The following is a 23,834-nucleotide window of genomic DNA, read 5'->3' as shown; positions in this document are numbered from 1 at the left end:
GAGAGTGAGAACATGACCGACGTCACCAGCCCCGAGCCCGCCCCCGAATCCAACGACGCCCCGCCGCCGGAGGCCACTGGCCCCGCGCCCGTCCCGGTGGACCCCTGGGTCCTCGCGGATGTCGCCTACGCCCGTTACCACAACCCGCATGAGGTGCTGGGCGCCCATGTGGGCGACGACGGCGTGACGATCCGCACCGTGCGCCACCTCGCCGACGCCGTCGTCGTGGTTACCCCCGAGGGATCCTTCCCCGCCCGCCACGAGCAGGACGGCGTATGGGTTGCCGTCGTGCCCGGAGACGCCATCCCGGACTACCGGCTCAAGGTGACCTACGGCGAGGAGACCATCACCGTCGACGACCCCTACCGGTTCCTGCCGACCCTCGGAGAGATGGACACCTACCTGATCTCCGAGGGCCGTCACGAGGAGCTGTGGGAGGTGCTGGGGGCGCACGTCAAGCGCTACTCCGGCGCCATGGGGGACGTTGAGGGCGTCGCCTTCGCGGTATGGGCCCCCAACGCCCGCGCCGTCCGCGTGGTCGGCGACTTCAACTACTGGGACGGCACCGCCTCCGCCATGCGCTCCCTGGGCGCATCCGGCGTGTGGGAGCTGTTCATCCCCGGTGTGGGCGTGGGTGCACGCTACAAGTTCGAGCTGTGCTTCCAGGACGGCTCCTGGCACCAGAAGGCCGACCCGATGGCACGCGCCACCGAGGTCCCGCCCGCCACCGCCTCCGTGGTCACCGACCGCTTCCACGAGTGGAACGACGAGGACTGGATGTCACGCCGCGCGGTCACCGACCCGCACTCCGGGCCGATGAGCGTCTACGAGGTTCACATCGGCTCCTGGAGGCAGGGCCTGGGCTACCGGGGCCTGGCCGACGAGCTGGTCCCCTATGTCAAGGACGCCGGCTTCACCCACGTGGAGTTCATGCCCGTGGCCGAGCACCCCTTCGGCGGCTCCTGGGGCTACCAGGTATCCGGCTACTACGCCCCCACGGCACGCTTCGGCACCCCGGATGACTTCCGTTACCTGGTTGACCAGCTGCACCAGGCAGGCATCGGCGTCATCCTGGACTGGGTGCCCGCCCACTTCCCCAAGGATGAGTGGGCGCTGGCGCGCTTCGACGGCACACCCCTGTATGAGGACCCGGACCCGCAGCGCGGCGAGCACCCCGACTGGGGCACCTACGTGTTCAACTTCGGCCGCAACGAGGTTCGCAACTTCCTGGTGGCCAACGCCCTGTACTGGCTGGGCGAGTTCCACATCGACGGGCTGCGCGTGGACGCCGTCGCCTCCATGCTGTACCTGGACTACTCCCGCGAGGAGGGCCAGTGGCACCCGAACCAGTTCGGGGGCCGGGAGAACCTGGAGGCGATCAGCTTCCTGCAGGAGGCCACTGCCACCGCCTACCGGAAGAACCCCGGCACGGTCATGATCGCCGAGGAGTCCACCGCGTGGCCGGGCGTGACCGCGCCCACCGAGTACGGTGGCCTCGGCTTCGGCCTGAAGTGGAACATGGGGTGGATGAACGACACCCTGCGGTACCTGGCCGAGGAGCCCATCAATCGCCGCTACCACCATGGGGAGCTGACCTTCTCCCTGGTGTACGCCTTCTCCGAGCAGTTCATCCTGCCGCTGAGCCACGACGAGGTCGTGCACGGCAAGGGCTCGCTGCTGTCCAAGATGCCCGGCGACGCCTGGCAGGAACTGGCGGGCCTGCGTGCCCTGTACGCCTACCAGTGGTCCCACCCCGGCAAGCAGCTGCTGTTCATGGGCCAGGAGTTCGGGCAGGGCGCCGAGTGGAACTCGGACAACTCCCTGGACTGGTGGATCCTGGATGACCCGGGCCACACGGGCCTGCTGCGGCTGGTCAGCGACCTGAACGCCTTCTACAAGGACTCCCCCGCCCTGTGGTCGGATGACTTCTCCCACCGCGGATTCGAGTGGATCGAGGCCGGTGACGGTGATCACAACGTCCTGTCCTACCTGCGCAAGGGAACCGGACCCGACGGGCGCTCGGACCTGGTGGCGGTGATCGTCAACTTCGCCGGCACGCCCCATGAGGGCTACCGCGTGGGGCTGCCCTTCGCGGGAGGCTGGGACGAGATCATCAACACCGATGCCCCCGAGTACGGCGGCTCGGGCGTGGGTAACCTCGGCCACGTGGAGGCCGAGGAGCTGCCCTGGAACGGCAGGCCCGCCTCGGTGCGGCTGCGGGTCCCCCCGATGGGCGCCATCTTCCTGCGGCCATCGCGGGACTGACCCGGGGCCGTCCCCGGCTTCAGGGCATTCAGCCGGGCGGAGGGGCCGGCGAGCACGCCTAGCGGCTCGCCGGCCCCTCCGGCGTACCTTAAGCAGCCCTTGCGCCCGCGGTGCGCCGCGCCCGGGAGAACCATTCATTCATCACCCCTTCCAGAAGGAACAGCATTCGATGAACGCGGATGAACTCAAGCAGGCCTGGCTGGCGGAGGAGCGGGTCGCTCATATCCACGGCTGGGACTTCTCCCATATTCACGGCAGGTACACGGAGGAGGATGACCTGCCGTGGGAGTTTCGAGAGCTCATTCACCGGCACCGGACCGACGACATGCAGCTGCTGGACATGGACACCGGGGGCGGTGAGTTGCTGCTCTCCCTCCACCACCCCAACGAGCGCACCGCGGCGATCGAGGGCTATCCGCCCAACGTGAAGCTGTGCAAAGAAGTCCTGCTGCCACTGGGGATCGACTTCAAGGAGGCCGATGGAGAGGAGACACTCCCCTTCCCCGACGAAAGCTTCGACATCGTCACGAACCGGCACGGCGCATACGATGCCGCGGAGCTGCGGCGCGTACTCAGGCCCGGCGGGCTATTCCTCACCCAGCAGGTGGGCGCAGACAACGACCGTGAACTGGTTCGGCTTCTGCTCCCCCACATCGAACAGCCACCGGAACCCGAGCAGTGCCTTGACGCACGGGTGTCGGAGCTCCTGGGCCAGGGGTTTGAAGTGATGGAAAGCGGTGAGGCCCGCCGACCGATACGGTTCTACGATGTGGGCGCGCTTGTCTGGTTCGCCCGGATCATCGAGTGGGAGTTTCCCGGGTTCTCGGTCGAGAACTGCCTTGAACAGCTGTACGAGGCGCAGGCGATTCTTGACAGGGCCGGCGTGATTGAAGGCAGCATCCACAGGTTCTACATCGTGGCAAGAAGGACGCCATAACCAATTCGGGGCCGTCATCACGGTCCCGCCATAGCACCAGCGCCGGGGCCGCGCCGCCATCCCCGCCCGCGCCATCCGTGCGCAAGCTCACTGCACGCGCCGCCTTCGCCGCCGCGGCCGCCGGACGCGCGCACTGTCGTCGCAGCCGCCGCCGGGCCGCCCGCTCCGTGAGGCAATGCCCACGCTCTCCGGCGGCCGGTTCGCCCGCTACCATGAGTCCGATCGCCGTATGCTGTCCTTGCTGCAAGGACCTTGCGGCGCTGTCCTGATGCCCACGTAAGGGAATAAAGATGTCGAAGATTCTCCCCAGCAGCGTGTCCTCCCAGGTGCGCGCAGTCTCGGGCCGTCCGGCCGAGGCCTCCACCCCCATGGAGGTCTGGCAGGGGCTGTCCGCCACCGTCGTCGACGCCATCGCGGACGACTGGTACGCCACCGAGCAGAAGTACCGTGCCGGCAGGATGGAACACTACTTCTCCGCCGAGTTCCTTGAGGGACGCGCCCTGCTGAACAACCTGACCAATCTGGGCCTGGTAGAGGAGGCCTCCCAGGCCGTCAACGCATTCGGGCAGAACCTCACCGATGTGCTCGAGCAGGAGCCCGACGCCGCCCTGGGCAACGGCGGGCTTGGCCGCCTGGCCGCCTGCTTCCTCGACTCCTGCGCCACCCTGGACCTGCCCGTGGCCGGCTACGGCATCCTGTACCGCTACGGCCTGTTCAAGCAGCTGTTCGAGGACGGTTTCCAGACCGAGCACCCCGACCCGTGGATGGAGGAGGGCTACCCCTTCGTGGTGCGCCGAGAGGAGGCGCAGCGCATCGTCCGCTACAACGACCTGACCGTGCGCGCCGTCCCCTACGACATGCCGATCACCGGCTACGGCACTAAGAACGTGGTCACGCTGCGGCTGTGGCGGGCCGAGCCCATGGAGGAGTTCGACTACGACGCCTTCAACTCCCAGCGCTTCACCGACGCCATCGTCGAGCGCGAACGCACCGCGGACATCTCCCGTGTGCTGTATCCCAATGACACCACCTACGAGGGCAAGGTCCTGCGGGTGCGCCAGCAGTACTTCTTCTGCTCCGCGTCCCTGCAGGAGATCGTTGGCAACTACGTCACCCACCACGGCGAGGACCTGAGCCGCTTCGCCGAGTTCAACTCCGTCCAGCTCAATGACACCCACCCGGTGCTCGCCATTCCCGAGCTCATGCGCCTGCTGATGGACGAGCACCACCTGGGCTGGGACGAGGCCTGGAGCGTGGTCACCAAGACCTTCGCCTACACCAACCACACGGTGCTGGCCGAGGCCCTGGAGACCTGGGAGATGTCGATCTTCGAGCGCCTGTTCCCGCGCATCACCGAGATCGTCCACGAGATCGACCGCCGCTTCCGCGAGGACATGGCGGAGCGCGGCCTGGACCAGGCCCGCATCGACTACATGGCGCCCCTTGCCGGCGACAAGGTCCGTATGGCCTGGATCGCCTGCTATGCCTCCTACTCCATCAACGGCGTGGCCGCGCTGCACACCGAGATCATCAAGCGCGACACCCTCAAGGAGTGGCACGACGTCTGGCCCGAGCGCTTCAACAACAAGACCAACGGCGTGACCCCGCGCCGCTGGCTGCGGCAGTGCAACCCCCGCCTGTCCGCGCTGCTGGACGAGGTGACCGGCTCCGACGCCTGGGTCAAGGACCTGTCCCTGCTGGCCGAGTACACCGACACCGTCGATGACGCGCTGCTGGACCGGCTGGCCGAGATCAAGCACGCCAACAAGGTGGACTTCGCCGCCTGGGTGGCGGAGCGCGAGGGCATTGAGATCGACCCGGACGCGATCTTCGACGTCCAGATCAAGCGCCTGCACGAATACAAGCGTCAGCTGCTCAACGCGATCTACATCCTGGACCTGTACTTCCGCATGAAGGAGGACCCGTCGCTGCAGGTGCCGCCGCGGGTGTTCATCTTCGGTGCCAAGGCGGCTCCCGGGTACATCCGCGCCAAGGCCATCATCAAGCTGACCAACGCCATTGCCGAGCTGGTCAACAACGACCCGGTGGTCTCCAAGACCCTGAAGGTCGTCTTCATCCACAACTACAACGTCTCCCCCGCTGAGCACATCATCCCGGCCGCCGACGTCTCCGAGCAGATCTCCATGGCCGGGAAGGAGGCCTCCGGCACGTCCAACATGAAGTTCATGATGAACGGCGCCCTGACCCTGGGCACGCTCGACGGCGCCAACGTGGAGATCCTGGACGCCGTCGGGGATGAGAACGCCTACATCTTCGGAGCCACCGAGGATGAGCTGCCCGCCCTGCGCGCCACCTACGACCCGCACGCCACCTACGAGTCCGTGCCCGGTCTCAAGCGGGTGCTCGACGCATTCACCGACGGGACCCTGGATGACAACGGCTCCGGCTGGTTCGCGGACCTGCGCCGCAGCCTCCTGGAGGGTGGCGACGCCGACGTCTACTACGTGCTCGGTGACTTCGCCGCCTACCGCGAGGCGAAGGACGCCATGGCCGCCGACTACGCCGACCTGAGTGCCTGGCAGCGCAAGGCATGGGTGAACATCACCCGCTCCGGCCGGTTCTCCTCCGACCGCACCATCAGCGACTACGCCAAGGTGTGGGGCATCGAGCCGCAGCCGGTCGCCTGACGGCTAACCTGCCCGCGCATCCCGCCGACGGCGCCCGTCCCCTCCCGGGGCGGGCGCCGTTGGCGTGCGCCGGTAGACCACCGTCAACTCCGGCAGACCGCAGCGGATTGCTGCGAGTCGCGGTGGATCTCAGTGGATCGCGGTGGATGCCGCATATCGCAGTGGACCCGGCTGATTGCGGTGGGTGGATCACCGTCACCGAGCGTGGAGGTTCGGTAGCTCGCTTGATGGTTCATCCCCTCGAGTCGATGATTCGGCACTTCCGGCGACGGTTCGTACCTTCTAGTCGACGATTCGGCACTTCCGGCGACGGTTCGTACCTTCTAGTCAACGATTCGTACCTTCTGACGACGGCACGTACCCCTAGGTGCCGAACCGTCGTACAAAAGTACGAATCGTCGGTACTAAGTGCCGAACCGTCGTACAAAAGTACGAATCGTCAGCCCAGTGCCGCCGCCCCGCCGCCTCATTGCGGTGGCGCGGCCTCAGCAGGAGCGGGGTGGAGGATCCCCGCGCGGGTGCCTCAGGCGATACCCGGGGCGGAGAAGGCCGCCTGAAATTCAGCAGCGAACGCGTCCACCGCCAACCCCACCTGCGGCAGCCCCAGCATGTTGTCCAGCACGTCGGCACCAATAGTCGCCGTGTGAGCCCCGGCAGCAGCCGCATCAGTGACTTGCTTGACGTTCTTGAAGCTGGCCGCCAGGATCCGGGTCGACACCCCCTCACGGTCGATATCCTGGCGCAGTGCGCGGATCACCGCATACGGGTCCACGTCCGCATTGGACATACGGTTGACGTACGGGGCGAGGTAGTCCGCCCCGGCCGCCGTCGCCAGCAACCCCTGCGCCGTGGAGTAGATGGCCGTCGCGGTCACGCGAGCCCCCTGGGCCTTGAGCCGCAGCATGGCCGGAAGCCCGGCCGCCGTCGTCGGGATCTTGATGAGGGTCGACTCCCCGACTAGCTCGCGGATGGCGTCGGCCTCCCGCAGCATGCCCTCGGTGTCTCGGGCGACCACTTGCACGTGAAGGTCCCGGTCCCCGACCAGCTCCCGGATGGTGCGCAGATCGCGTTCGAAGTCCGTCAGGCCACCGGCCTTGAGAATAGACGGGTTCGTGGTGACCCCGATGAGGGGGAAGGTGTTCAGGGCGTGCTCCACCCGGTCCAGACGAGCGTCGTCGATGAGAAACTGCATCTCGGTTCTCCTTCCTGATTAGTTCTGAGCCGCGGGCGATTTCAGAGGGTCTGCTCGGTACGGGCGATGATGTCGTCCTGGGTCTGCTTGGACAGCACCACGAAGAAGGCGCTGTAGCCGGCAACGCGGACGATCAGATCGCGGTGCTGCTCGGGGTGCGCCTGGGCGTCCAGGAGGACGGCGCGGTCAACCACGTTGTACTGGACGTGGAAGCCGTGGAGTCGGTTGAAGAAGGCGCGCAGCATGGCGATGAGCTTTGCCCGATCCTCGGGCTTGGCCAGGATCTGCGGGTTGACCTTTTGATTGAGTAGCACGCCGCCGGTAATCCGGTCGGTCTCCAGCTTGGAGACCGACTTGAACACGGCGGTCGGACCGTTGACGTCGGCGCCGTGGCTCGGCGAGCAGCCCTCCGCGAGCGGCTGGCCGGCGTGACGACCGTCGGGGGTGGCCGCCGTGGAGGCGCCTTGCGGCACGTTCGCGGAGATGGACGAGGTGCCGGCGTAGTAGGTTCCGCCGATGGGGCCGCGCCCGTAGCGCGAGTTCTTGTACTTGAAGATCTCATCGATGTCGGTGGCGTAGGGCGCGCACGAGTAGATCGTCCACGTAGTCGTCGTCGTTGCCGTACTTGGGGGCGGCGACCAGGAGCTTGCGGATCCGCTCGCCCTCGCCGGCGAAGTCGGACTGGAGGGCCTCCCACAGCTGGGCGCCGGTGATGGCGTGGTCCTCGAAGACGACCTTCTTGATGGCGGCCAGGGAGTCACCGAGGTTGGCGATGCCGACCTGGAGGCCGGAAACGAAGTCGTAGACGGCGCCGCCCTCCTTGAGGGTCTTGCCGCGGCCGATGCAGTCATCCACCAGTCCGGAGCACAGCAGGTCGGGGACCTGGTGCTCCAGGGCGAGGTCGCAGGCGGCGTCCAGCACGATGCAGTTGCGCTGGAACTCGCGGATGGTGGAGTCCCACGCGGACATGACCTGCTCGAAGGAGGTCATGTCCCGCAGGTGCCCGCAAGTCGGAGCCAGTCGGGTTCCAGAGGCGGGGTCGACGCCGTCGTTGAGCGCAACCAGGAGCGCCTTGGGGAAGTTGAGGAAGCTCATGCCGGTGCAGCGGTATCCCCAGCGGCCCGGGACGGCGACCTCGACACAGCCGATCGCCGAGTAGTCGTGGGCGTCCTCGGGGACCACCCCGCGCTCAATCAGCGAGGGGATGATGACTTCGTCGCTGTTGAAGGCCGGCATGCCGGTACCCAGCCGCATGAGCTCAATGGCCTCGTTCATGAAGTTGTCGCTCAGGCCGTGGTGGTAGTGAACGGTCAGGTTCGGCTGGGGCAGGTGGGCCTGCGCCACGGAGGCGATGATGAGGTAGGACAGGTGGTTGACGGCGTCCGAGCCATCAGGGTGCTGGCCGCCGATGGTGACGTTCTGGTACAGGGGGCTGCCGGCGGAGAACCGGGTGTGGCTCCAGGAGCGGATCTTGTTGACGGTGAAGGTCTTCAGCCACAGGTTGGTCAGCAGTTCCGTGGCGGAGGCGTCGGTCTCACGGCCGGCCTCGAGGTCCTCACGCAGGAAGGGCCACAGGTACTGGTCCAGGCGCCCGTAGGACAGCGAGTGACCATTGGACTCGATCTGCAGGGCCACGTGCACCAGCCAGATCGACTGCACGGCCTCGTGGAAGGTGTTGGCCGGGTGCTCGGGAACAACCCGCAGCACGCGGGCCATCTCCCGCAACTCGGCCTGACGCTCCGGGGCGGTCTCGGCGGCGGCGAGCTGCTCAGCGAGGTCTGCGTAGCGGTGGGCGAAGGCGATGACGGCGTCGAAGACGACGATGAGGCTGCGGTAGAAGGGGGCCTGCTCGAGCTGTGCGGGGTCGGTCAGGTCCAGGGCGTCGAGCGCCTCCTGGGCGCGCCGCCGGTAGGTGGCCAGGCCGTCTGCCAGCAGGCGCCGGTAGTTGACGGCGATGTGGGCGTCCCCGGAGGTGATGTTGCCCTCGGGGTGGATGATGCCCAGGTCGTAGAAGCGCTTGGCGTCCGCGGGCATGAGGGCCAGGGCGTGTTCCTTGAGGGTGCGGCCCCGCCAGAATGGGGCGATCTCCCGCAGCGTCTGCTTCGCCTCCTCGGAGATGGTGAAGCGGTCCCCGGGGCGCTTGGCGAACTCGTCGAGCTCGTCGATCACCCAGTCCACGGCGTATTCGGGCATGATGGGGGCGGCCCGGTTGGCGCTCGCCTGGTTGCCGGCGAGCCGGGAGGCGGGCTCGATGTAGATGGTCATCCGTTCGAGCACGTTCTTGAGCATGAGGGCCCGGACCATGTCCAGCGGCTGGTCGGCGTTGTCCCGGTAGGTCTGCGTGGTGATGACCGCGCGTTCAACGCAGACACTGGGCTCGGTGTCCAGAATCTCCTCGCGCCAGGCGGCCATGCGTTCGGTGAGACCGCCGAAGTGGGGGCCGCCGAGGGCTGTGGGCGTGGATTGGGCAATGGTTGTCATGACGATTGTTCCTCTTCTAGCGTGCCCGCGCCCGTGCGGATCGCGGCCGTGGGCCTGGTGGTTGCGCCGGCGGCGGCGCTGTGGGTGGTGGCGGCGCCCGACGGAGATACGGTGACGACCTGGACGCCGGAGTCGGTCAGCGCGGTGATCTGGGCGGGGTCCCCCGCCGCGTCGGTCCATACGGTGGACACGGCCGAGGCGGGCAGCAGCGGTACGGGCCCGTGTCCGCCGAGCTTCTCGGACTCGGTGACGACGACGACGTGTTCAGCCCGCTCGGCCAGCGCCCGTACGGCGGTGGCGCGCAGGTAGTCGCGTGCGGTGAAGCCGAGCCGGGCGGTGAAGCCGTCGGCGCCGACGAAGAGCCGGTCGACCAGGAACTGCTGCGCGCACAATTCGACCATGGGGCCGACCATGACGCGTGAGTCCGGCTGCTGCTCACCGCCCAGGACAATGACCCGCGTGGCCGGGAAGGCGCGCAGCCGATCGGCGATGAAGGCCGAGTTGGTGATGATCGTCGTGCCGGAGTGCTGGGCGGCGATCTGCTCGGCCAGCAGCGTGCAGCATGAGCCGGCCTCCACCATGACGGTCTCGCCGTTCCCGCGCGCTCGAGCGCGGCATCCGCACGCAGGTGCGCATACCCGTCATTCCCGGCGTCAACGACGCTCTCGACGACGCCACCGCCTTCGCCGACCTGCTGCGCTCGCTCGGGGTCGAGCGCGTCCAGCTGCTGCCCTTCCACCAGTTCGGCGAACGCAAGTACACACTACTGGGACGTCCCTACCACATGGCCGGAGTCCCGGCACTGCACCCCGAGGATCTGGTGGATTACCGCAATGCCATGGTGCATGCGGGCATCGACGCGTTCTTCTGACTCCCCGGCTCGCCGTCCACGCGCTCCGCGACTCAGTACAGGATGGTGGCCAGCTGGCGGCGGGCCCGAGCCACCTCGGGGGCGGTGGCGCCGATGACCTCGAACAGCTCCAGCACCCGCACCCGGGCGCGCTCGCGCTCCTCGCCGGTGTGTGCACGCACGGCCTCCAGGGCACGTCCCAGGCAGGCGTTCACGTCCCCCAGGGCGAGCGCCGCGTCCGCACCTGCGAGTTGGGCGTCCAGGTCCGCTCCGGGAGCGTCGGCCGCCGCCAACAGCGCGGCGGGGTCCTCGCCATCCATGCGGGCAAGCATTCGGACCTGATTGCGGGCGGCCTTCAGGTCGTCGTCCGCAGGCGAATTGGCGATCGCATGGTCGTAGACGGCCTCGGCCGCCGCCCAGTCGCCGCGCTCAATGGCCTCACGCGCCTCACGCTCAACCTCGGTCTCCTCCGGCTCGGCAGGCTCCGGCTGCGCCGAGGCGTCGACGGCGATACGGCCGTCCACGCCGTTGCGGGCAGCGACCTCCAGCAACTGGTCGAGGACGGCACGCAACTGCTCCTCGGGCACACCTCCCTGGAACATGGGCACCGGCTGCCCGGCGATCAGCGCCACAACCGTGGGAACCGCCGTGGCCTGCAGTGCCTGTGCCACCTCGGGGGCGGCATCCACGTCAACGCGAGCCAGCTGGAAGCGGCCCCCATACTCGGCCGCCAGCCGCTCCAGCAAGGCGGCCAGCTCCGTGGAGGCCTGGGATCGGGGCGTGTGCAGCACCACCACAACCGGCACCCGCGTGGAGCCCTCAACGACGTCGCGGAGGTTCGCCGCATCGACATCGACCACAAGGCTGGCCGCCTCACCCCCCGGGGCCGGGGTCGCGTCGGCCGGCGCGGCGGATGCGGCCCCCTGCCTAGGGGCGAGGGAGGACAGGTCAACGGCACCGAACATGCTCATGGTGCGCCTTTCCCGGGCATTGCCCGCAGTTCGTCGGGGCGGCTTGTTCCGTCACGCCTGGGAGCGTAGTCGCACCTCAAGCGGAGGGCGTGCCCCGTTCGCCCCGGGCGTCAGTTCCCCGTGTCCTCGTCCTCCGTGGGCGCCTGGGAGTCATCACGTGACACCGAGGCGAGCACGAGGTCCATACCCAGGGCGGAGGCGTTGTCCTCGGCGTCCTCGGCGGGGATCAGGAAGGCGATCATGACGTCGTAATTGGCGGTGGCGGTGCCCGCCACTTCCCGGTCCTCCCCCATGAGCGCGCCCACGTTGCCGTCCAGGGAGAGGGTCGAGCCGGCGACCGTCTTCTTGTACTCGGTCGCGAAGCTCAGGGTGGTCATGGTGATTACGCCGCCGTCCGCCGTCCGCAGGCTCTTGAAGCCATCCGTGCCGGCCTTGGCGCTCACGCTCACCTCGCCAACGTCGGCCAGGTCGGCACCGCGCTCGGCCGCGATGCGCTGGCGCAGGATGTCGTCGGCGAAGAGCTTGCCGTTGTCGCCGTCGGGGTTGTTCAGTGCGTCCACGTAGGCGTCGAGTACCTCCTGCGGACTGGCCTTCAAACCGGTACCGTCGTCGGCCGCGACCTGCTCGGTGCCGATGGCCGGCGCGTAGGTGGACGGGATCTCGACGCCGGCGAAGAGCTGGGTCCAGCCCCACAGCTGGTAGTTCTCGCGGGCGGAGTCCTGGGTGAGCGCGAGCAGGTAGCCCTGCTCATCCTCCGCGAAGTCGGTGATGGTCAGTACCGTACGCGGGAAGTCGGTGGCGAGCGCCACCGTCCCGGCCTGGCTCTCGGTGGTGAAGGTGTGCACCACGGAGTCGTCGGAGGCGGCCGCCGCGAGCGTGTACTCCTCGCCCACGGACGCGGGCCGCCGGACCGGTCAGGTAGCCGTTGAGCGCGTCGGCGTTCTTCTCCGCATCGGCCGCATCCAGCCCGGTCTGAATGCGCTCGAGAACCGTGGTCAGGCGCTCGGAGTCCAGCACCGGCTGCGGGGTGGGGCTGGTGGTGGCGGACGCGTTCCTGGGCACGTCCTGGGAGCAGGCTGCGAGTGCGGCTGCGAGCGCGGTCGCGGACGCGGACGTCAAGAAGGCGCGGCGGCTGGTGATCATGCGTGGTGCTCCTCATCGGTCTGTTCAGTGGTGGACTCCTCGGAACCGTCACCTGCGGTGGGGGCCGCCTCGACCGGCTCTTCGCCGGTGTCCGTGGCCCGAGTTCCGGTAGGCGCCTCGGAGCCGGGCAGGCCACCGAGTTCTTCCCGGCTGAGCTCGGCCGTCTCCTCGACATCAGCCGCGTCATCCTCGGCGGGCTCGCCCTGGGCGGGCGTCTCCTGGTCAGCCGAGTCGTCCTCCGCAGCGTCCTCGACGATGGCGAGCGGGGCGTCGTCCTCCAGCGCGCGGCTCGCCCGGTGAGCGGCGGCGGCATCAGCGTCCAGTCCGGGGACGACGGCGCTGCCCCGGGCGGCGCCCGAGGCCTCCACGGCGTCGGCACCCGAGAGCGGCTCATCGGCGTCGGGCGCGGGTGCCTGCGGGACGGCGGGAGCCTCAATGCCGCCGAGGTAGACGGCGCCGGTACGCGGGTCGACCCACTCCTCTCCAGCCGCCTCAGCACGTTCCTTGTCCCGCTGCTCGCGACGGGTGAGCGGGCGGTCAGGGTCACCGATCTGCGGAATGCCGACGGTTGCGACCGAGTCGGCCTGCGCCATACGGGCGGCACGCTCGGCAGCCCGCGCGCGCCGCTGCTCGTCCGCGTGCCGTACCTGCATGTCTATCAGGAACAGGAACACGCCCACCAGCAGCAGCAGTCCGCCTAGAACCAGGCCCGGAATCAGCCAGGGGGTCGACACGTGCCGCGGCCAGGACAGCGACAGCTGGGGCGCGTTCGAGGTGCCGTCCGTGGCCACGAGTACCACCACGTCGGAGCCGGCGGTGTCCAGCTCGAGGGTGGCCGTGCCGGTGCCGGTCTGGGTGGTGATCCAGAGGTCGGAGTCCGCGGGGTTGGCACCGCTGTTCTCAAGGGCCGTGCAGCCGTCGGACTGTGCGGACCCCGTCGGCTCGGCCGTGGTCCCCGCTGTGGCCGCCGGGGAGGCCGCTGCGCTGGCGCTCGTCTCCGCGGCCTCCTCGGGGCAGGAGGTGGTCACGGACTCCGATGCGAGCGTGTTCCAGTCGACCAGGCCGGTCACAGAGATGTACGGGTCCGAGGCGAGCCAGGCATGCACGTCCTGCGCGTGCCCGACGGCGATGAACACCTGCTGATCGTCTGCGGCCGAGGCCGTGACCTTGACGTCCGCCTCAACCAGGCTGAGCACACCCGGCTCGGTGATGACGTAGTGCTGATCGGGGTTCTGGGCAAGGCTCGCCTGCGCAGTCGAGCTCGGGCGCCACACGGTGGCGGAACAGACTGCCAGGACAATGGCGACCAGGCCGAGAACGGCAATGATCACGCTCAGGATCCGTCGATTCACGACGCGGTTCTCCTCAGACTCATGGACATGGACCCACCGTGACGGGCGGGTGTTCGCAACTCGCACCGTCGTCGCGGTGACGACGACGAACGCGGCCGGGCGCCAGAATCCCATGAGTGCCGCCGACTCGCACCGATCCCGGCGAAGATCACAGGTTGCTGCGCCATAAGCTGAAGCCTAGGTCAAAGTCCGTTCCCGCGCTGTTCCTCAGGCCGAGAAGCACCTGATCCGCCTCCCGCCCACCGTTGGACACCACGGCCAGGCACTGTCTGCGCCGCTGGTAGGAGATCACTGACAAGGCCCTGCGCGCGTCCCCGGCTCAACCCCACACGGACACGGAGTATTTGCCGACTCCAAGCGGATTCGCCAGGCGCTAGGCTGGGACGGTGGGCCGTCCCAACCCGGCCCGGGAGGAGAGTTGACGTGGCCGAGGACACCGAAGAGTTCGCCATCACCATGCGTGGATACGATCGCGCACAGGTTGACCAGCGCCTGGAGGCGCTCAACCGCCAACTGCGGGACGCGCGCCGCGAGGTCGCCAGCCTCGACCAGCGGGCGATGACTCTTGCCGGCGAGCTCGCGGAGGCTCAGCGGCGTCTGCGAGAGACGGACAAGCCGACCTACGCAGGACTGGGATCGCGCATCGAGCAGCTGCTGCGCAGCGCGGAGGAGCAGAGCGCCTCCGTCCTTTCCAAGGCCAATGCCGAGGCCAATGCCCTGCTGACCCGCACGCGGGCGAATGCCGCGAATCTCTCCGAGCGCAGCTCCTCCGAGGCCGCCACCCTGCTGTCGGACGCCCGTCGCGAGGCCGCTGAGCTGCGCGCACGCAGTGAGAGCGAGGCGGAGACCACGCTGGCCAACGCCCAGGCCCGAGCGGATGAACTCGTCGGCAGCGCCGAGCGGCGGGCCGCCCAGGTCACCGCCGACGCCGACTCTGCCGCCACCGAGCTGCGCGCCTCCGCGGAGCGCGAGGCACAAGTCGTACGCGCCGAGGCGAAGAAGGCCGCCGCCGAGCTGGCGGTCTCCTCCGAGCGTGAGGCGACCGCGCGGCGTGACGCCGCCACCCAGGAGTCCGAGGAACTGCGCCGTTCCACTGCCGAGCAGGCGGAGAATGCCCTCGCCTCTGCCCGGGAGGAGGCGAAGCTCGCCGTCGAGAAGGCCCGCGCGGAGGCCGAGGAGCTGCTGAGCACTGCACGCAGGGAGTCGGAGGAGCTGCGCCGATCCGCTCAGGCAGACGCCGAGACCGCGCATGCGCAGGCCGCGCAGCTGCGTCAGCAGGCGACCCTGGACGTCGCCGCCGCCCATGAGGCGGCCGCACAGGAGGATGCCGCAGCCCACGAGTCCACGCGCGCCCGCATCGCCGAGATGCACGAGCAGGCACAGGCCCAGGCGGCGGACGCCGAGGCCCGGTTGCAGGAGGCGCTGAAGCGCGCGGAGGCGGTGCGCACCCAGACCGACCAGTCCGCCCAGGCGCGCCGTGAGGAGTCCATTCGCCAGGCCGAGGAGATCCTGCGGCAGGCCCGTGAGGAGGCCAAGCAGCTGATCGAGGATGCACGGGCCGACGCCGACGCGGAGAAGTCCGCCGCGGCACGCGACGTCGAGGAGTTGGAGCGCCAGCGCGACTCCGTTGCCAGCTACCTTGAGGAGATGCGCGGGGTACTCGGCAACGCACTGCCCCCGGCGCCGGTTTTCTCCGACGTGATCGCGGATGCGCTGGGCAGCGAGGAGGACACGACCGACGGTCCGGCACTCGCTGCCGACCTCCCGGGAGACGCTGCCGCGGAGGAAGCCGCAGACGCCGAAGGCGATGCGGTCGCAGCGGATCAGGAGTCGGCCGACGACCTCGCCGTCGACAAACCGACCGTGAAAGCGAATGCGCGGCGCGGCGGCAAGTGACGCGCACCCGGTCGGCGGCTACCGATCCGATGCTGTGCGCGCTCGTCGCTCGGCTTGAGCTCAGGGCCAGGCGCGGCGAACCAGGTCGAGGGTGTCCTCCAAGGAGGTTCCCAGGGAGTGCATGGTGGTGACGAAACGTATCACCTCGCGCTCGCCGGCTGCCCCGGACTGGTCGCGCACGAAGGTGCCGCGCCGCCCGCGGCCCTCGATGTAGCCGCCCACCTCGAGCTCACGGTATGCCTTCGCCACCGTGTTGACGGCAATGTCAAGCTGGGCGGCTAGCGCGCGCGTGGGAGGCAGCCGAGTTCCCGCAGGAAGTCGACCTGCGGCGATGTCGGCGCTCACCGCGGCGCAGATCTGCGAAAACACGGGCTGCGTGGAGGCAGGGTCCAGGTGGATGCTGATTCGGGCGGATCGGCCGCTGCGGGGCGTCTCGGCGGAGGATTCAGGAGGGCGCTGTGGAGGTGGCATAGGCGTGTGCATACCTCTAGTGTGCGGCAACGGGCCGGAAGACACCACAGACCGCCATCCGCCTCGTAGGCTGGGCCCATGCCCGACGTCGACGCCGACTTCTCCCCGGATGATGCCGCCTCCGCCACCCCGGACGCCCCGGACGGTCAGCCCGGGCCGCGCCCCGGGGCGGCGGATTCCGACTGGGCACGGCGGCGGCGCGAGGCCGCCGCGGAACGTGCGCGCATGCTGCGAGCCCGGCAGGATGCCGAGCATCAGCGGGCCGCCCGGATCGTCTCCCTGTTCATCGCCGTCGCCAGTGCCGAGGGCCTGGAAGCGGAGCCGCTACGAGTCAAGGGCTACGGGGGCGGGTCGGCACGAACCCCGCTGAACGGGTGGTACCTGCGCCAGGATCAGTCGGTGGCGATCGACACCGCCGGGCACTTCTACATCCTCACCCGGTCACTGACCGTACGTGACCGCCTGCTCGGGGTGACGCCCGCGGAGGAACCGGTTCCCATGACCATTGGTGAGGGCGGGCGCGACGGCGATATCGTGCCGCTGCGAACCGCCCTGGACCGGCTGCTGCCGGGCTGGGAGAAACGCTCCCCCGAGCCGCTGGCCTGACCAGTTGCCGTTCAACCGTCCAGCGCCCGGGTCTCCCGGCACATCACCACAGGCGCCGTTCCCAGCATGAGGTATGCCAGTGACGCCGCTCCTCCAGGCCGCGCTCCGGTCCGAACAGCGACTCGTTGCTCCACGCCACAACGTGGGGCGTGCCGACGGGAATGGTCTGATTGCAGCCGGGGCAGGTGTAGGTCTTGTCGCCGCCACGGACGTGCCGGACCGTGAACTCTGCTCCTCCCGGCCCGGACTGAGTCCGCGGAAGCGACGCCAAGCGACTCATGTCGAGGGGCCGGTGCCCGGCCCCGTAGGGCCGTTTGGAGCTGCGGGATCCTCGATGTGCCATGGGATGACTGTAGTGCGGCTTGCCCGCCTGCCTCGACCAACACGACCGCCGACGCTCGCAGCGCCGGCGCCGTGCTACCCGTTCAAGGAAGGCCCCGCCCCCGGATCCTTACCGGAACCGGGGGCGGGGCCTGCGACGCAGACGTGGGTCAGATCAGGCCCATGCCGGCGACGGCGTTCTTCTCATCGACCAGCTCTGCGGCGGAGGCGTCGATCTTGGCGCGGGAGAAGTCGTCGATCTCCAGGCCCTGGACGATCTTCCACTCGCCGTTCTCGGCGGTGCAGGGGAAGGAGGAGATGACGCCCTCGGGTACGCCGTAGGAGCCGTCGGACATGATCGCCGCGGAGGTCCACGCCGAGGTGGTGCCCAGGCACCAGTCGCGCACGTGGTCGATGGCGGCGGAGGCGGCGGAGGCCGCGGAGGAGGCGCCGCGGGCCTCGATGATGGCGGCGCCGCGCTTGGCGACGGTGGGGATGAAGTCGTCCTCCACCCACTCGCGGTCGGCCAGGATGTCGGTGACCGGCTCGCCCTTGATCGTCGCCTGGGTCAGGTCGGGGTACTGGGTGGTGGAGTGGTTGCCCCAGATGGTGACCTTGTCGATGTCGGAGACGTGGCAGCCGGCCTTGGCGGCGAGCTGGGCCAGGGCCCGGTTGTGGTCCAGGCGGGTCATGGCGGTGAAGCGGGAGGCCGGGATGTCACCGGCGTGGGAGGCGGCGATGAGCGCGTTGGTGTTGGCGGGGTTGCCGACCACGAGGACCTTGATGTCGTCGGCGGCGCCGGCGCCGAGCGCCTCACCCTGGGGGCCGAAGATGCCGCCGTTGGCGGAGAGCAGGTCGGAGCGCTCCATGCCGGCCTTGCGGGGCATGGAGCCCACCAGGAAGGCGATGTTGGCGCCCTCGAAGGCCTGCTTGGGGTCGTCGAAGATGTCGACGGAGCCGAGCGTGGAGAAGGCCGAGTCGAACAGCTCCATGGCGGTGCCCTCGGCGGCCTTGACGGCCTGCGGGATCTCGAGCAGGCGCAGGTTGACGCGCTGGTCGGGGCCGAGCAGGGCGCCGGAGGCGATGCGGAAGAGCAGCGCGTAGCCGATGTTGCCGGCGGCGCCGGTGACGGTGATGTTGACGGGGGCGTTGGCCATGTAAGGACTCCTTCGAGACAGTCGTGTGGGGCCCCTGGGGGCCGGTGTGAACAAGCCTATGCCGTGACCTGGGCGAGTGGCTGGGACGATAGCCGGAGCGGGCCGCGCGAGCCGGGGAGATCTGGGCGACATTCCGGCTGGGCTGATTACGGTGGCTGCCAACAGGCTCCGGCGAATCGGGCCCGGCGGGTCCGAGCGCGCAGTGTGTCAGCGGCTGACGGCGTTGGGGCCGGCCGCCACGGCGGAGGCCTTCAGCTCCTCGGCGCTGACGACCCCCTCGACGCTGACCCGGTCCAGGTACTTCATGCCATCGAAGGCGAGCTCACGAGTGTTCTCCGGGTCCCCCTCCGGGCCGATGCGGCCGTGGGCGAGCCGGTCGACGACGATGGCGATGGCGCCGTCGCCGGTGACATTGGTGGCGGTGCCGAAGGCGTCCAGGGCGATGTAGGTGGCGATCATGAGCGCCACCTGCGCGTCGTTGAAGCCGAGCATGCTGGACAGCAGGCCGGTCGCCGCCATGATGGCGCCGCCGGGCACGCCCGGGGCGGCCACCATGGTGATACCGAGCATGAAGATGAAGCCGACCCACTGGGCGGCGGACACGGTGATGCCCTGCGTGAGGGCGATGGCGAATGCGAAGGCGAAGATCTTCGAGGTGGAGCCGGCCAGGTGGATGGTGGCGCACAGCGGCACGGTGAAGGAGGCGACGGCGTCGGCCACACCGTTCTTGCGCGCCTGCCGCAGCGTCACCGGGATGGTGGCCGCCGAGGAGGAGGTGCCCAGCGCCGTCAGGTATGCGGGCAGCATGGTGACCAGCGCCTTGATGGGGTTCCGGCGCCCAACGGCCCCGGCAACCAGGTACTGGACGCCGAGGATCAGCACCTCCAGCAGCAGCACGACCACGACCACGCGCAGCAGGGTGCGCATGATCGCCCAGGCCTCACCGGTGTAGGTGAGGTTGAGGAAGATGCCGAAGATGTGCAGGGGCAGCAGCGGAATGATGATCCGTTCGATCAGGGCGGTGATGATGGCGCGGAACTCGATGAAGCCCTTGCGCAGCACCCCTCGCGGCACCATGGACAGACCGATGCCGACCACGAAGCTGAGCAGCAGTGCCGTCATCACGCTGACGGCGGCCGGCATCTCCACGCTGAAATAGGTGTCCAGGGCGCTGCCGGGCTCATCGACGTCGGTCAGCGTGGTACCGCCCAGCACGCGGGGCAGCGTGGCCGCGCACACCAGGTAGGTGACGAAGCCTGCGAACAGGGTGGAGCTGTAGGCGATGGCGGCGGTGATGGCGAGCCAGCGGCCGGCGCCGCGGCCCAGGTCGGCAATGGCGGGGGTGACCAGGCCGATGATGATCAGCGGGATGGAGAACGACAGGAACTGGCTGAACAGGTCGGAGAAGGTCGCGAAGATCCTGCCTACCGGAACGGGAACCAGGTGGGTGCCGCCGACCCGGATGGAGCCGAGCACCAGGGCGAGGATGATTGCCGCGAGCACCCATACCAGGATGCCGCCGCGGGCCAGGAAGCTGCGTACGGGCCCCGGGGATGCCTGCCCGGTGGAACGTTCGGGACGCGGGGATGGGTTGCTCATTTACTGCCTTCCGGCTGGAATCGTGCGGTCGGGGACCGGTTATCGGGCGGCAGGATGCCACACTCGCCGCCGTGGGCGCGTTGCGGGATCAAACAGTGGGCCCGGGCCGGCCCGGCGGCGAGTGTCCGCACCCGTGCGGGAACGGTCACGCCAGTGCGGCTCCCCTGCCGACGTGGTGCCTGGTTTCAGCGCACGCGGGGAAGATTCGCGTAGTAGGACAGAGCGAACAGGCCGACGGCGAGCAGCAGCCCGAAGACGACGTCGAAGCCGCGGCCGCGCGCGGATATCCAGGTCCCATCGGGGCGCTGTATACGGATCACCGCCAGGGCGAGGACCTCCAGGCCGAGGCCGATCACGGCCAGGCGGCGGTACCCCAGCAGGGAGAGCACCGGAACGGTCATCAACCATGCGGCGACGGCGACGACGGCCAGGTTGCGGTAGGGCAGCCGCCTGGGACTGCCGTCCGCGCCACCGACGCCGCTCGGGACAGCAGTGGGCCGATCTGCCTGTTCGCCGGACGACGGCGCCCCGCCGGCCGTCCCGTTCTGGTCGGTCACGCCGCTACCTTAGTCCCTCTCCTGTCCCTCCCCGGTCGCCCGCGCCGCGGGCGACCGGGTCCTGGGCCCAGGGTCAGTGAGCGAAGTGACGGGTGCCGGTCAGGTACATGGTCAGCCCGGCCTCCTTCGCCGCGGCGATTACCTCCTCATCGCGGATGGAGCCTCCCGGCTGGACGACGGCGCGCACTCCGGCGTCGATAAGGACCTGGAGGCCGTCGGCGAAGGGGAAGAAGGCGTCCGAGGCCACCACGGAACCGCGGGCACGCTCAGGTGCGGCGGCCCCGGCCCCCGCATCGCCTTGGGCGCCGGCGGCGGCATCCCCGGTGGTGCGGGCACCGAGAGTGTTGGCACGCTCAACGGCCAGCTTGCAGGAGTCCACCCGGTTTACCTGCCCCATGCCCACCCCGACGGTGGCACCGTCCCGGGCCAGCAGGATCGCGTTGGAGCGCACGGCGCGGACGGTGCGCCAGGCGAAGTCCAGGTCCGCGATAGTGGCCGGGTCAGCGGCCTCGCCGGCGACGAGCCGCCACCCGGCGGGGTCGTCCCCGGGGGCGTCGACGGCGTCGCGCTCCTGGATCACCGCGCCGCCGGAAATCTGCTTGACCTCCCAGCCGCCGCGCGCGGGCGGGGCGACCACGAGGATGCGCAGGTTCTTCTTGGTGGTCAGGATCTCCAGGGCCTCCTCGTCATAGGCGGGGGCGGCGATCACCTCGGTGAAGATCGGCTTTACCTGGCGGGCCATGGCGGCGGTGACGGTGGCATTGGTGGCGATCACGCCGCCGTAGGCGGACACCGGGTCGCAGGCGTGGGCCTTGCGGTGAGCCTCGGCGACGTCGCCCGCGGCGGACACGGCCACGCCGCAGGGGTTGGCGTGCTTGATGATCGCCACGCAGACGTCCTCACCGTGGTCGTAGGCGGCGCGGACAGCGGCGTCGGTGTCCGTGTAGTTGTTGTAGCTCATGGCCTTGCCGGACAGCTGTTCGGCCCCGGCGACGCCCGTCCCCGGGGTCGCGCCGACAGTGGTGTAGACGGCGGCGCGCTGATGGGGGTTCTCCCCGTAGCGCAGCGGCTTCAACCGGGAGTATCCCTCCCCGACGTAGGCGGGCAGCGCCGGAGCTACGGCGTCGTCGGCCTGCTCCTCCAGCTGCTGGGCGAACCAGGAGGCGACGGCGGCGTCATAGGCGGCGGTGTGGGCGTAGGCGGCGGCCGCCAGGGCGCGCCGCTGGACCTGGTCGAAGCCTCCGGAGGCCGCCGCCGCGGCGACATCCCCGTAACGGGCCGGATCGACCACTACCGCTACCGACGGGTGGTTCTTCGCCGCGGCACGCACCATGGCGGGGCCGCCGATGTCGATCTGCTCCACGCAGGCGTCGAAGTCCGCGCCGGAGGCGACCGTCTGGGTGAAGGGGTAGAGGTTGACCACCACCAGGTCTATGGCGGCCACGTCGAGCTCCTCCAGCTGAGCCAGGTGCTCGGGCTTGCGCCGATCGGCGAGGATGCCGGCGTGGATACGGGGGTGGAGGGTCTTGACCCGCCCGTCCAGGCACTCGGGGAAGCCGGTGACGTCCTCGACCGCGGTTACCGGCAGGCCCGCGCCCGCGATGGTGGCGGCGGTGGAGCCGGTGGAGACGATCTCTACACCGTTGGCGGCCAGGGCGGCTGCCAGCTCGGTCAGGCCGGTCTTGTCGTAGACCGAGACCAGGGCGCGGCGGATGGGGATACGGCCGGCGTCGGCCTGGGCGCTGGGGCCTGCGGGACTGGTGGACGAGGTGGCTTGGGCGGTCACGGATGCTCCTTGTGCCGGTGTCGGCGGGACGCCCAGGCGGGCGACGCCCCGTTGAGGGTTACCGATGTCCGGTCGGCCGCTTCCCGGTGGTGCCCCACCCTCGCCAGTCGCGGCCGCCTCCAGCCTACCGCCTGTCGGGGCGTGTTCTCAGGTGCTCCCGGGCACTGTCTGCGGCGGCAGTGGTGGCGGCAGTGGTCGCCTGGACGCCTCGTTTGGCGAGTGCCCGAGTGCTCGGATGCGGCAGCACGGCGATCACGCCCACACCCACCAGAACCATCAGCGCGACGATCGCCGTCACGAAGCCGCTGCGGGGGCCGACGTCGGCCATGCGCCCCGGCCCGACCTGACCGGACGCGAGCAGGCATGCCAACAACGTCCCGCATGCCAGGAGCAGCGCCACCGCAGCCGTCACCGCCGCGGCCTGCCGCAGGGGCAGCTCCCGCAGAGCCGCCCGCCTGCGCCAGGCGACCGTGCCGGCCGCGAGCGCGATGAGGAAGGGCAGGAGCGTACCTCCCGTGCCCAGTGCGGCCGTAGGGAGGCCCCCCAGGAGCGGCAGCCCGGGCACCGCCCCGGCGAGCACGCGAGTGGGTGAGAAGACCGAGCCGGTGCCCACCACGAATCCGGGTCCAGCCAGCCAGGACAGCGCCCAGACCAGGGCAGTCGGCAGCCAGCCAAGTTGCAGCAGGGCCAGGCCCGCGCTCGCCGTGAGCCCTCCGCCGACGAGGGAGTCGTGCAGGCGGGAGACCCGGCCGGCCCCAATGATCAGCCCGATTATGGCCGTCACCCCGGCCAGCGCCACCAGCACAACGGCAAGCTCCCTGGCGATGCGCAGCGCCAGGGCGACCCACGCGGGGCGGCGCCGCTGCCAGCCCGTCACGGCCGCCCAGCCCCGGCCCGCACGCTGCAGGTGGACGGCAGTAACGGCCGCAGTCAGCGCCGTCACGCCGAGGATGGCGGTACTGGTGCGCGAGTCCGCCGGATGGGTGGCGGCCACAATCACCGACGCCGTCAGCGCGGCGGCGATGACGGTGACGGCCCCGGCTGCGGGTCCACCGAGCCGCGCCCGGCGCACGGAGGCGTTCGTCAACCACGCTTGCGCCAGTGTCAGTCCCAGCAGCGGCAGGCTCAGCGTGCCGTAGTCGTCCCCGGTACCGCCCATGGCGCCGCCGAAGCCCAGGCTCCACAAGCCGGTGCCGGCACGCAGCACGCCGCCCAGCGAGAGGGCCGCGGCGGCGTCACGTGAGGATTCGGCCAGGTACAGGGCGAGGGTCGGCACCACCACCAGCGCCCAGCCGAGCAGCACGGCCTCCGCCCCGGCCCGCGCAGCCAGGGGCCAGCCCGCTGGCGGTTCCGGTCGCGCGGGGGGTGCGCCCGGCACCGACGAGGGCCGCAGACGCAGCCTTTCCCTGAGGTTCATGCCCGTTTTCTCCATCCTCCCGGGAGTGTGCCGGAGTACCGGTCCCGACGGCGTCGGACGGCCACCGCCGACCCTAGCGCGAGCCGAGGGCTGGGTGGCGGTGGGACACGGAGGACGCGGCGCTCCGGGTGAACACGGCGTGAACGAGGCGGTCCGAGGTCACCTGATGCGGCAGGGACCACACT

19 protein-coding genes, 1 pseudogene and 1 riboswitch are annotated in these 23,834 nt (G+C 69.6%); of the genes and pseudogenes, 6 read left to right on the top strand and 14 right to left on the bottom strand.

The window, feature by feature from the left end; all coding sequences use genetic code 11:
- Nucleotides 1-12: 12 nt before the first annotated feature.
- From glgB to E4J16_RS05065, 3 genes are all read left to right on the top strand, one after another.
- Nucleotides 13-2,265: a 1,4-alpha-glucan branching protein GlgB gene (glgB, locus tag E4J16_RS05075; protein WP_240038281.1), complete on the top strand. Its 2,253-nt coding sequence runs from the start codon at nucleotides 13-15 to the stop codon at nucleotides 2,263-2,265.
- 169 nt (nucleotides 2,266-2,434) lie between these two features.
- Nucleotides 2,435-3,202, top strand: a complete 768-nt coding sequence (locus E4J16_RS05070; protein ID WP_136313428.1) for a class I SAM-dependent methyltransferase — start codon at nucleotides 2,435-2,437, stop codon at nucleotides 3,200-3,202.
- Nucleotides 3,203-3,492: 290 nt separating this feature from the next.
- Nucleotides 3,493-5,850, top strand: coding sequence for a glycogen/starch/alpha-glucan phosphorylase (locus E4J16_RS05065; RefSeq protein ID WP_136313427.1), 2,358 nt, complete (start codon nucleotides 3,493-3,495; stop codon nucleotides 5,848-5,850).
- 523 nt (nucleotides 5,851-6,373) lie between these two features.
- Here the strand turns inward: E4J16_RS05065 and E4J16_RS05060 are convergent.
- The 4 genes and pseudogenes from E4J16_RS05060 to E4J16_RS05050 form a co-directional block, all read right to left on the bottom strand.
- The gene (locus tag E4J16_RS05060; protein ID WP_136192887.1) at nucleotides 6,374-7,042 is read right to left on the bottom strand and encodes a fructose-6-phosphate aldolase; all 669 of its coding nucleotides are present in this window, start codon (nucleotides 7,040-7,042) and stop codon (nucleotides 6,374-6,376) included.
- Between the two features lie 41 nt (nucleotides 7,043-7,083).
- The gene (locus E4J16_RS15650) at nucleotides 7,084-7,515 is read right to left on the bottom strand and encodes a glycine radical domain-containing protein (protein ID WP_240038280.1); all 432 of its coding nucleotides are present in this window, start codon (nucleotides 7,513-7,515) and stop codon (nucleotides 7,084-7,086) included.
- Between the two features lie 85 nt (nucleotides 7,516-7,600).
- On the bottom strand, nucleotides 7,601-9,523 hold the full coding sequence (locus E4J16_RS05055; RefSeq protein ID WP_240038279.1) for a glycyl radical protein: 1,923 nt from the start codon (nucleotides 9,521-9,523) through the stop codon (nucleotides 7,601-7,603).
- Nucleotides 9,520-10,107, bottom strand: a pseudogene (locus E4J16_RS05050) (DeoR/GlpR family DNA-binding transcription regulator); the annotation flags it as partial. The gene E4J16_RS05055 and the pseudogene E4J16_RS05050, both read right to left, overlap by 4 nt.
- Nucleotides 10,108-10,151: 44 nt before the next feature.
- Between E4J16_RS05050 and E4J16_RS05045 the strand changes: the two are divergent.
- Nucleotides 10,152-10,394, top strand: coding sequence for a radical SAM family protein (locus tag E4J16_RS05045; RefSeq protein ID WP_136313425.1), 243 nt, complete (start codon nucleotides 10,152-10,154; stop codon nucleotides 10,392-10,394).
- A gap of 32 nt (nucleotides 10,395-10,426) precedes the next feature.
- Here E4J16_RS05045 and E4J16_RS05040 read toward each other — a convergent pair whose 3' ends face one another.
- From E4J16_RS05040 to E4J16_RS05030, 3 genes are all read right to left on the bottom strand, one after another.
- The gene (locus E4J16_RS05040; protein ID WP_136313424.1) at nucleotides 10,427-11,344 is read right to left on the bottom strand and encodes a tetratricopeptide repeat protein; all 918 of its coding nucleotides are present in this window, start codon (nucleotides 11,342-11,344) and stop codon (nucleotides 10,427-10,429) included.
- A gap of 110 nt (nucleotides 11,345-11,454) precedes the next feature.
- The gene (locus E4J16_RS05035; RefSeq protein ID WP_240038278.1) at nucleotides 11,455-12,237 is read right to left on the bottom strand and encodes a DUF8094 domain-containing protein; all 783 of its coding nucleotides are present in this window, start codon (nucleotides 12,235-12,237) and stop codon (nucleotides 11,455-11,457) included.
- Nucleotides 12,238-12,483: 246 nt separating this feature from the next.
- Nucleotides 12,484-13,839, bottom strand: coding sequence for a hypothetical protein (locus E4J16_RS05030; protein ID WP_136313423.1), 1,356 nt, complete (start codon nucleotides 13,837-13,839; stop codon nucleotides 12,484-12,486).
- Between the two features lie 423 nt (nucleotides 13,840-14,262).
- Here E4J16_RS05030 and E4J16_RS05025 point away from each other — a divergent pair, with 423 nt between their 5' ends.
- Nucleotides 14,263-15,735: a coiled-coil domain-containing protein gene (locus E4J16_RS05025; protein ID WP_204519948.1), complete on the top strand. Its 1,473-nt coding sequence runs from the start codon at nucleotides 14,263-14,265 to the stop codon at nucleotides 15,733-15,735.
- 60 nt (nucleotides 15,736-15,795) lie between these two features.
- Here E4J16_RS05025 and E4J16_RS05020 read toward each other — a convergent pair whose 3' ends face one another.
- A complete protein-coding gene (locus E4J16_RS05020) occupies nucleotides 15,796-16,104 on the bottom strand; it encodes a GntR family transcriptional regulator (RefSeq protein ID WP_240038277.1) in 309 nt (102 codons plus the stop codon).
- A 180-nt stretch (nucleotides 16,105-16,284) separates the two neighbouring features.
- Between E4J16_RS05020 and E4J16_RS05015 the strand changes: the two genes are divergently transcribed.
- Nucleotides 16,285-16,812 (top strand): hypothetical protein, encoded by a 528-nt coding sequence (locus E4J16_RS05015; RefSeq protein WP_136192879.1) that lies wholly within the window; start codon nucleotides 16,285-16,287, stop codon nucleotides 16,810-16,812.
- 43 nt (nucleotides 16,813-16,855) lie between these two features.
- Here E4J16_RS05015 and E4J16_RS05010 read toward each other — a convergent pair whose 3' ends face one another.
- The 6 genes from E4J16_RS05010 to E4J16_RS04985 all read right to left on the bottom strand — a co-directional run bounded on the left by E4J16_RS05010 (nucleotide 16,856) and on the right by E4J16_RS04985 (nucleotide 23,649).
- Nucleotides 16,856-17,092, bottom strand: a complete 237-nt coding sequence (locus E4J16_RS05010; protein ID WP_136314595.1) for a hypothetical protein — start codon at nucleotides 17,090-17,092, stop codon at nucleotides 16,856-16,858.
- A gap of 211 nt (nucleotides 17,093-17,303) precedes the next feature.
- Nucleotides 17,304-18,290, bottom strand: a complete 987-nt coding sequence (locus tag E4J16_RS05005) for a malate dehydrogenase (protein ID WP_136192878.1) — start codon at nucleotides 18,288-18,290, stop codon at nucleotides 17,304-17,306.
- A 207-nt stretch (nucleotides 18,291-18,497) separates the two neighbouring features.
- The gene (locus tag E4J16_RS05000) at nucleotides 18,498-19,889 is read right to left on the bottom strand and encodes a dicarboxylate/amino acid:cation symporter (RefSeq protein WP_136192877.1); all 1,392 of its coding nucleotides are present in this window, start codon (nucleotides 19,887-19,889) and stop codon (nucleotides 18,498-18,500) included.
- A 185-nt stretch (nucleotides 19,890-20,074) separates the two neighbouring features.
- A complete protein-coding gene (locus E4J16_RS04995) occupies nucleotides 20,075-20,446 on the bottom strand; it encodes a hypothetical protein (RefSeq protein WP_338028877.1) in 372 nt (123 codons plus the stop codon).
- Between the two features lie 73 nt (nucleotides 20,447-20,519).
- Entirely contained in the window at nucleotides 20,520-22,166 is a 1,647-nt protein-coding gene (gene purH / locus E4J16_RS04990; protein ID WP_240038401.1) for a bifunctional phosphoribosylaminoimidazolecarboxamide formyltransferase/IMP cyclohydrolase, read from the bottom strand.
- Nucleotides 22,167-22,255: 89 nt separating this feature from the next.
- Nucleotides 22,256-22,353: riboswitch (ZMP/ZTP riboswitch) on the bottom strand.
- 3 nt (nucleotides 22,354-22,356) lie between these two features.
- Nucleotides 22,357-23,649 (bottom strand): cell division protein PerM, encoded by a 1,293-nt coding sequence (locus E4J16_RS04985; RefSeq protein WP_136192875.1) that lies wholly within the window; start codon nucleotides 23,647-23,649, stop codon nucleotides 22,357-22,359.
- Nucleotides 23,650-23,834: the final 185 nt, after the last annotated feature.

Source organism: Actinomyces procaprae, assembly GCF_004798665.1.
Taxonomy (GTDB): Bacteria; Actinomycetota; Actinomycetes; order Actinomycetales; family Actinomycetaceae; genus Actinomyces; species Actinomyces procaprae.
Note: the sequence above shows the minus strand (reverse complement) of the source record. Positions and strands in the feature narration are given on the sequence as shown.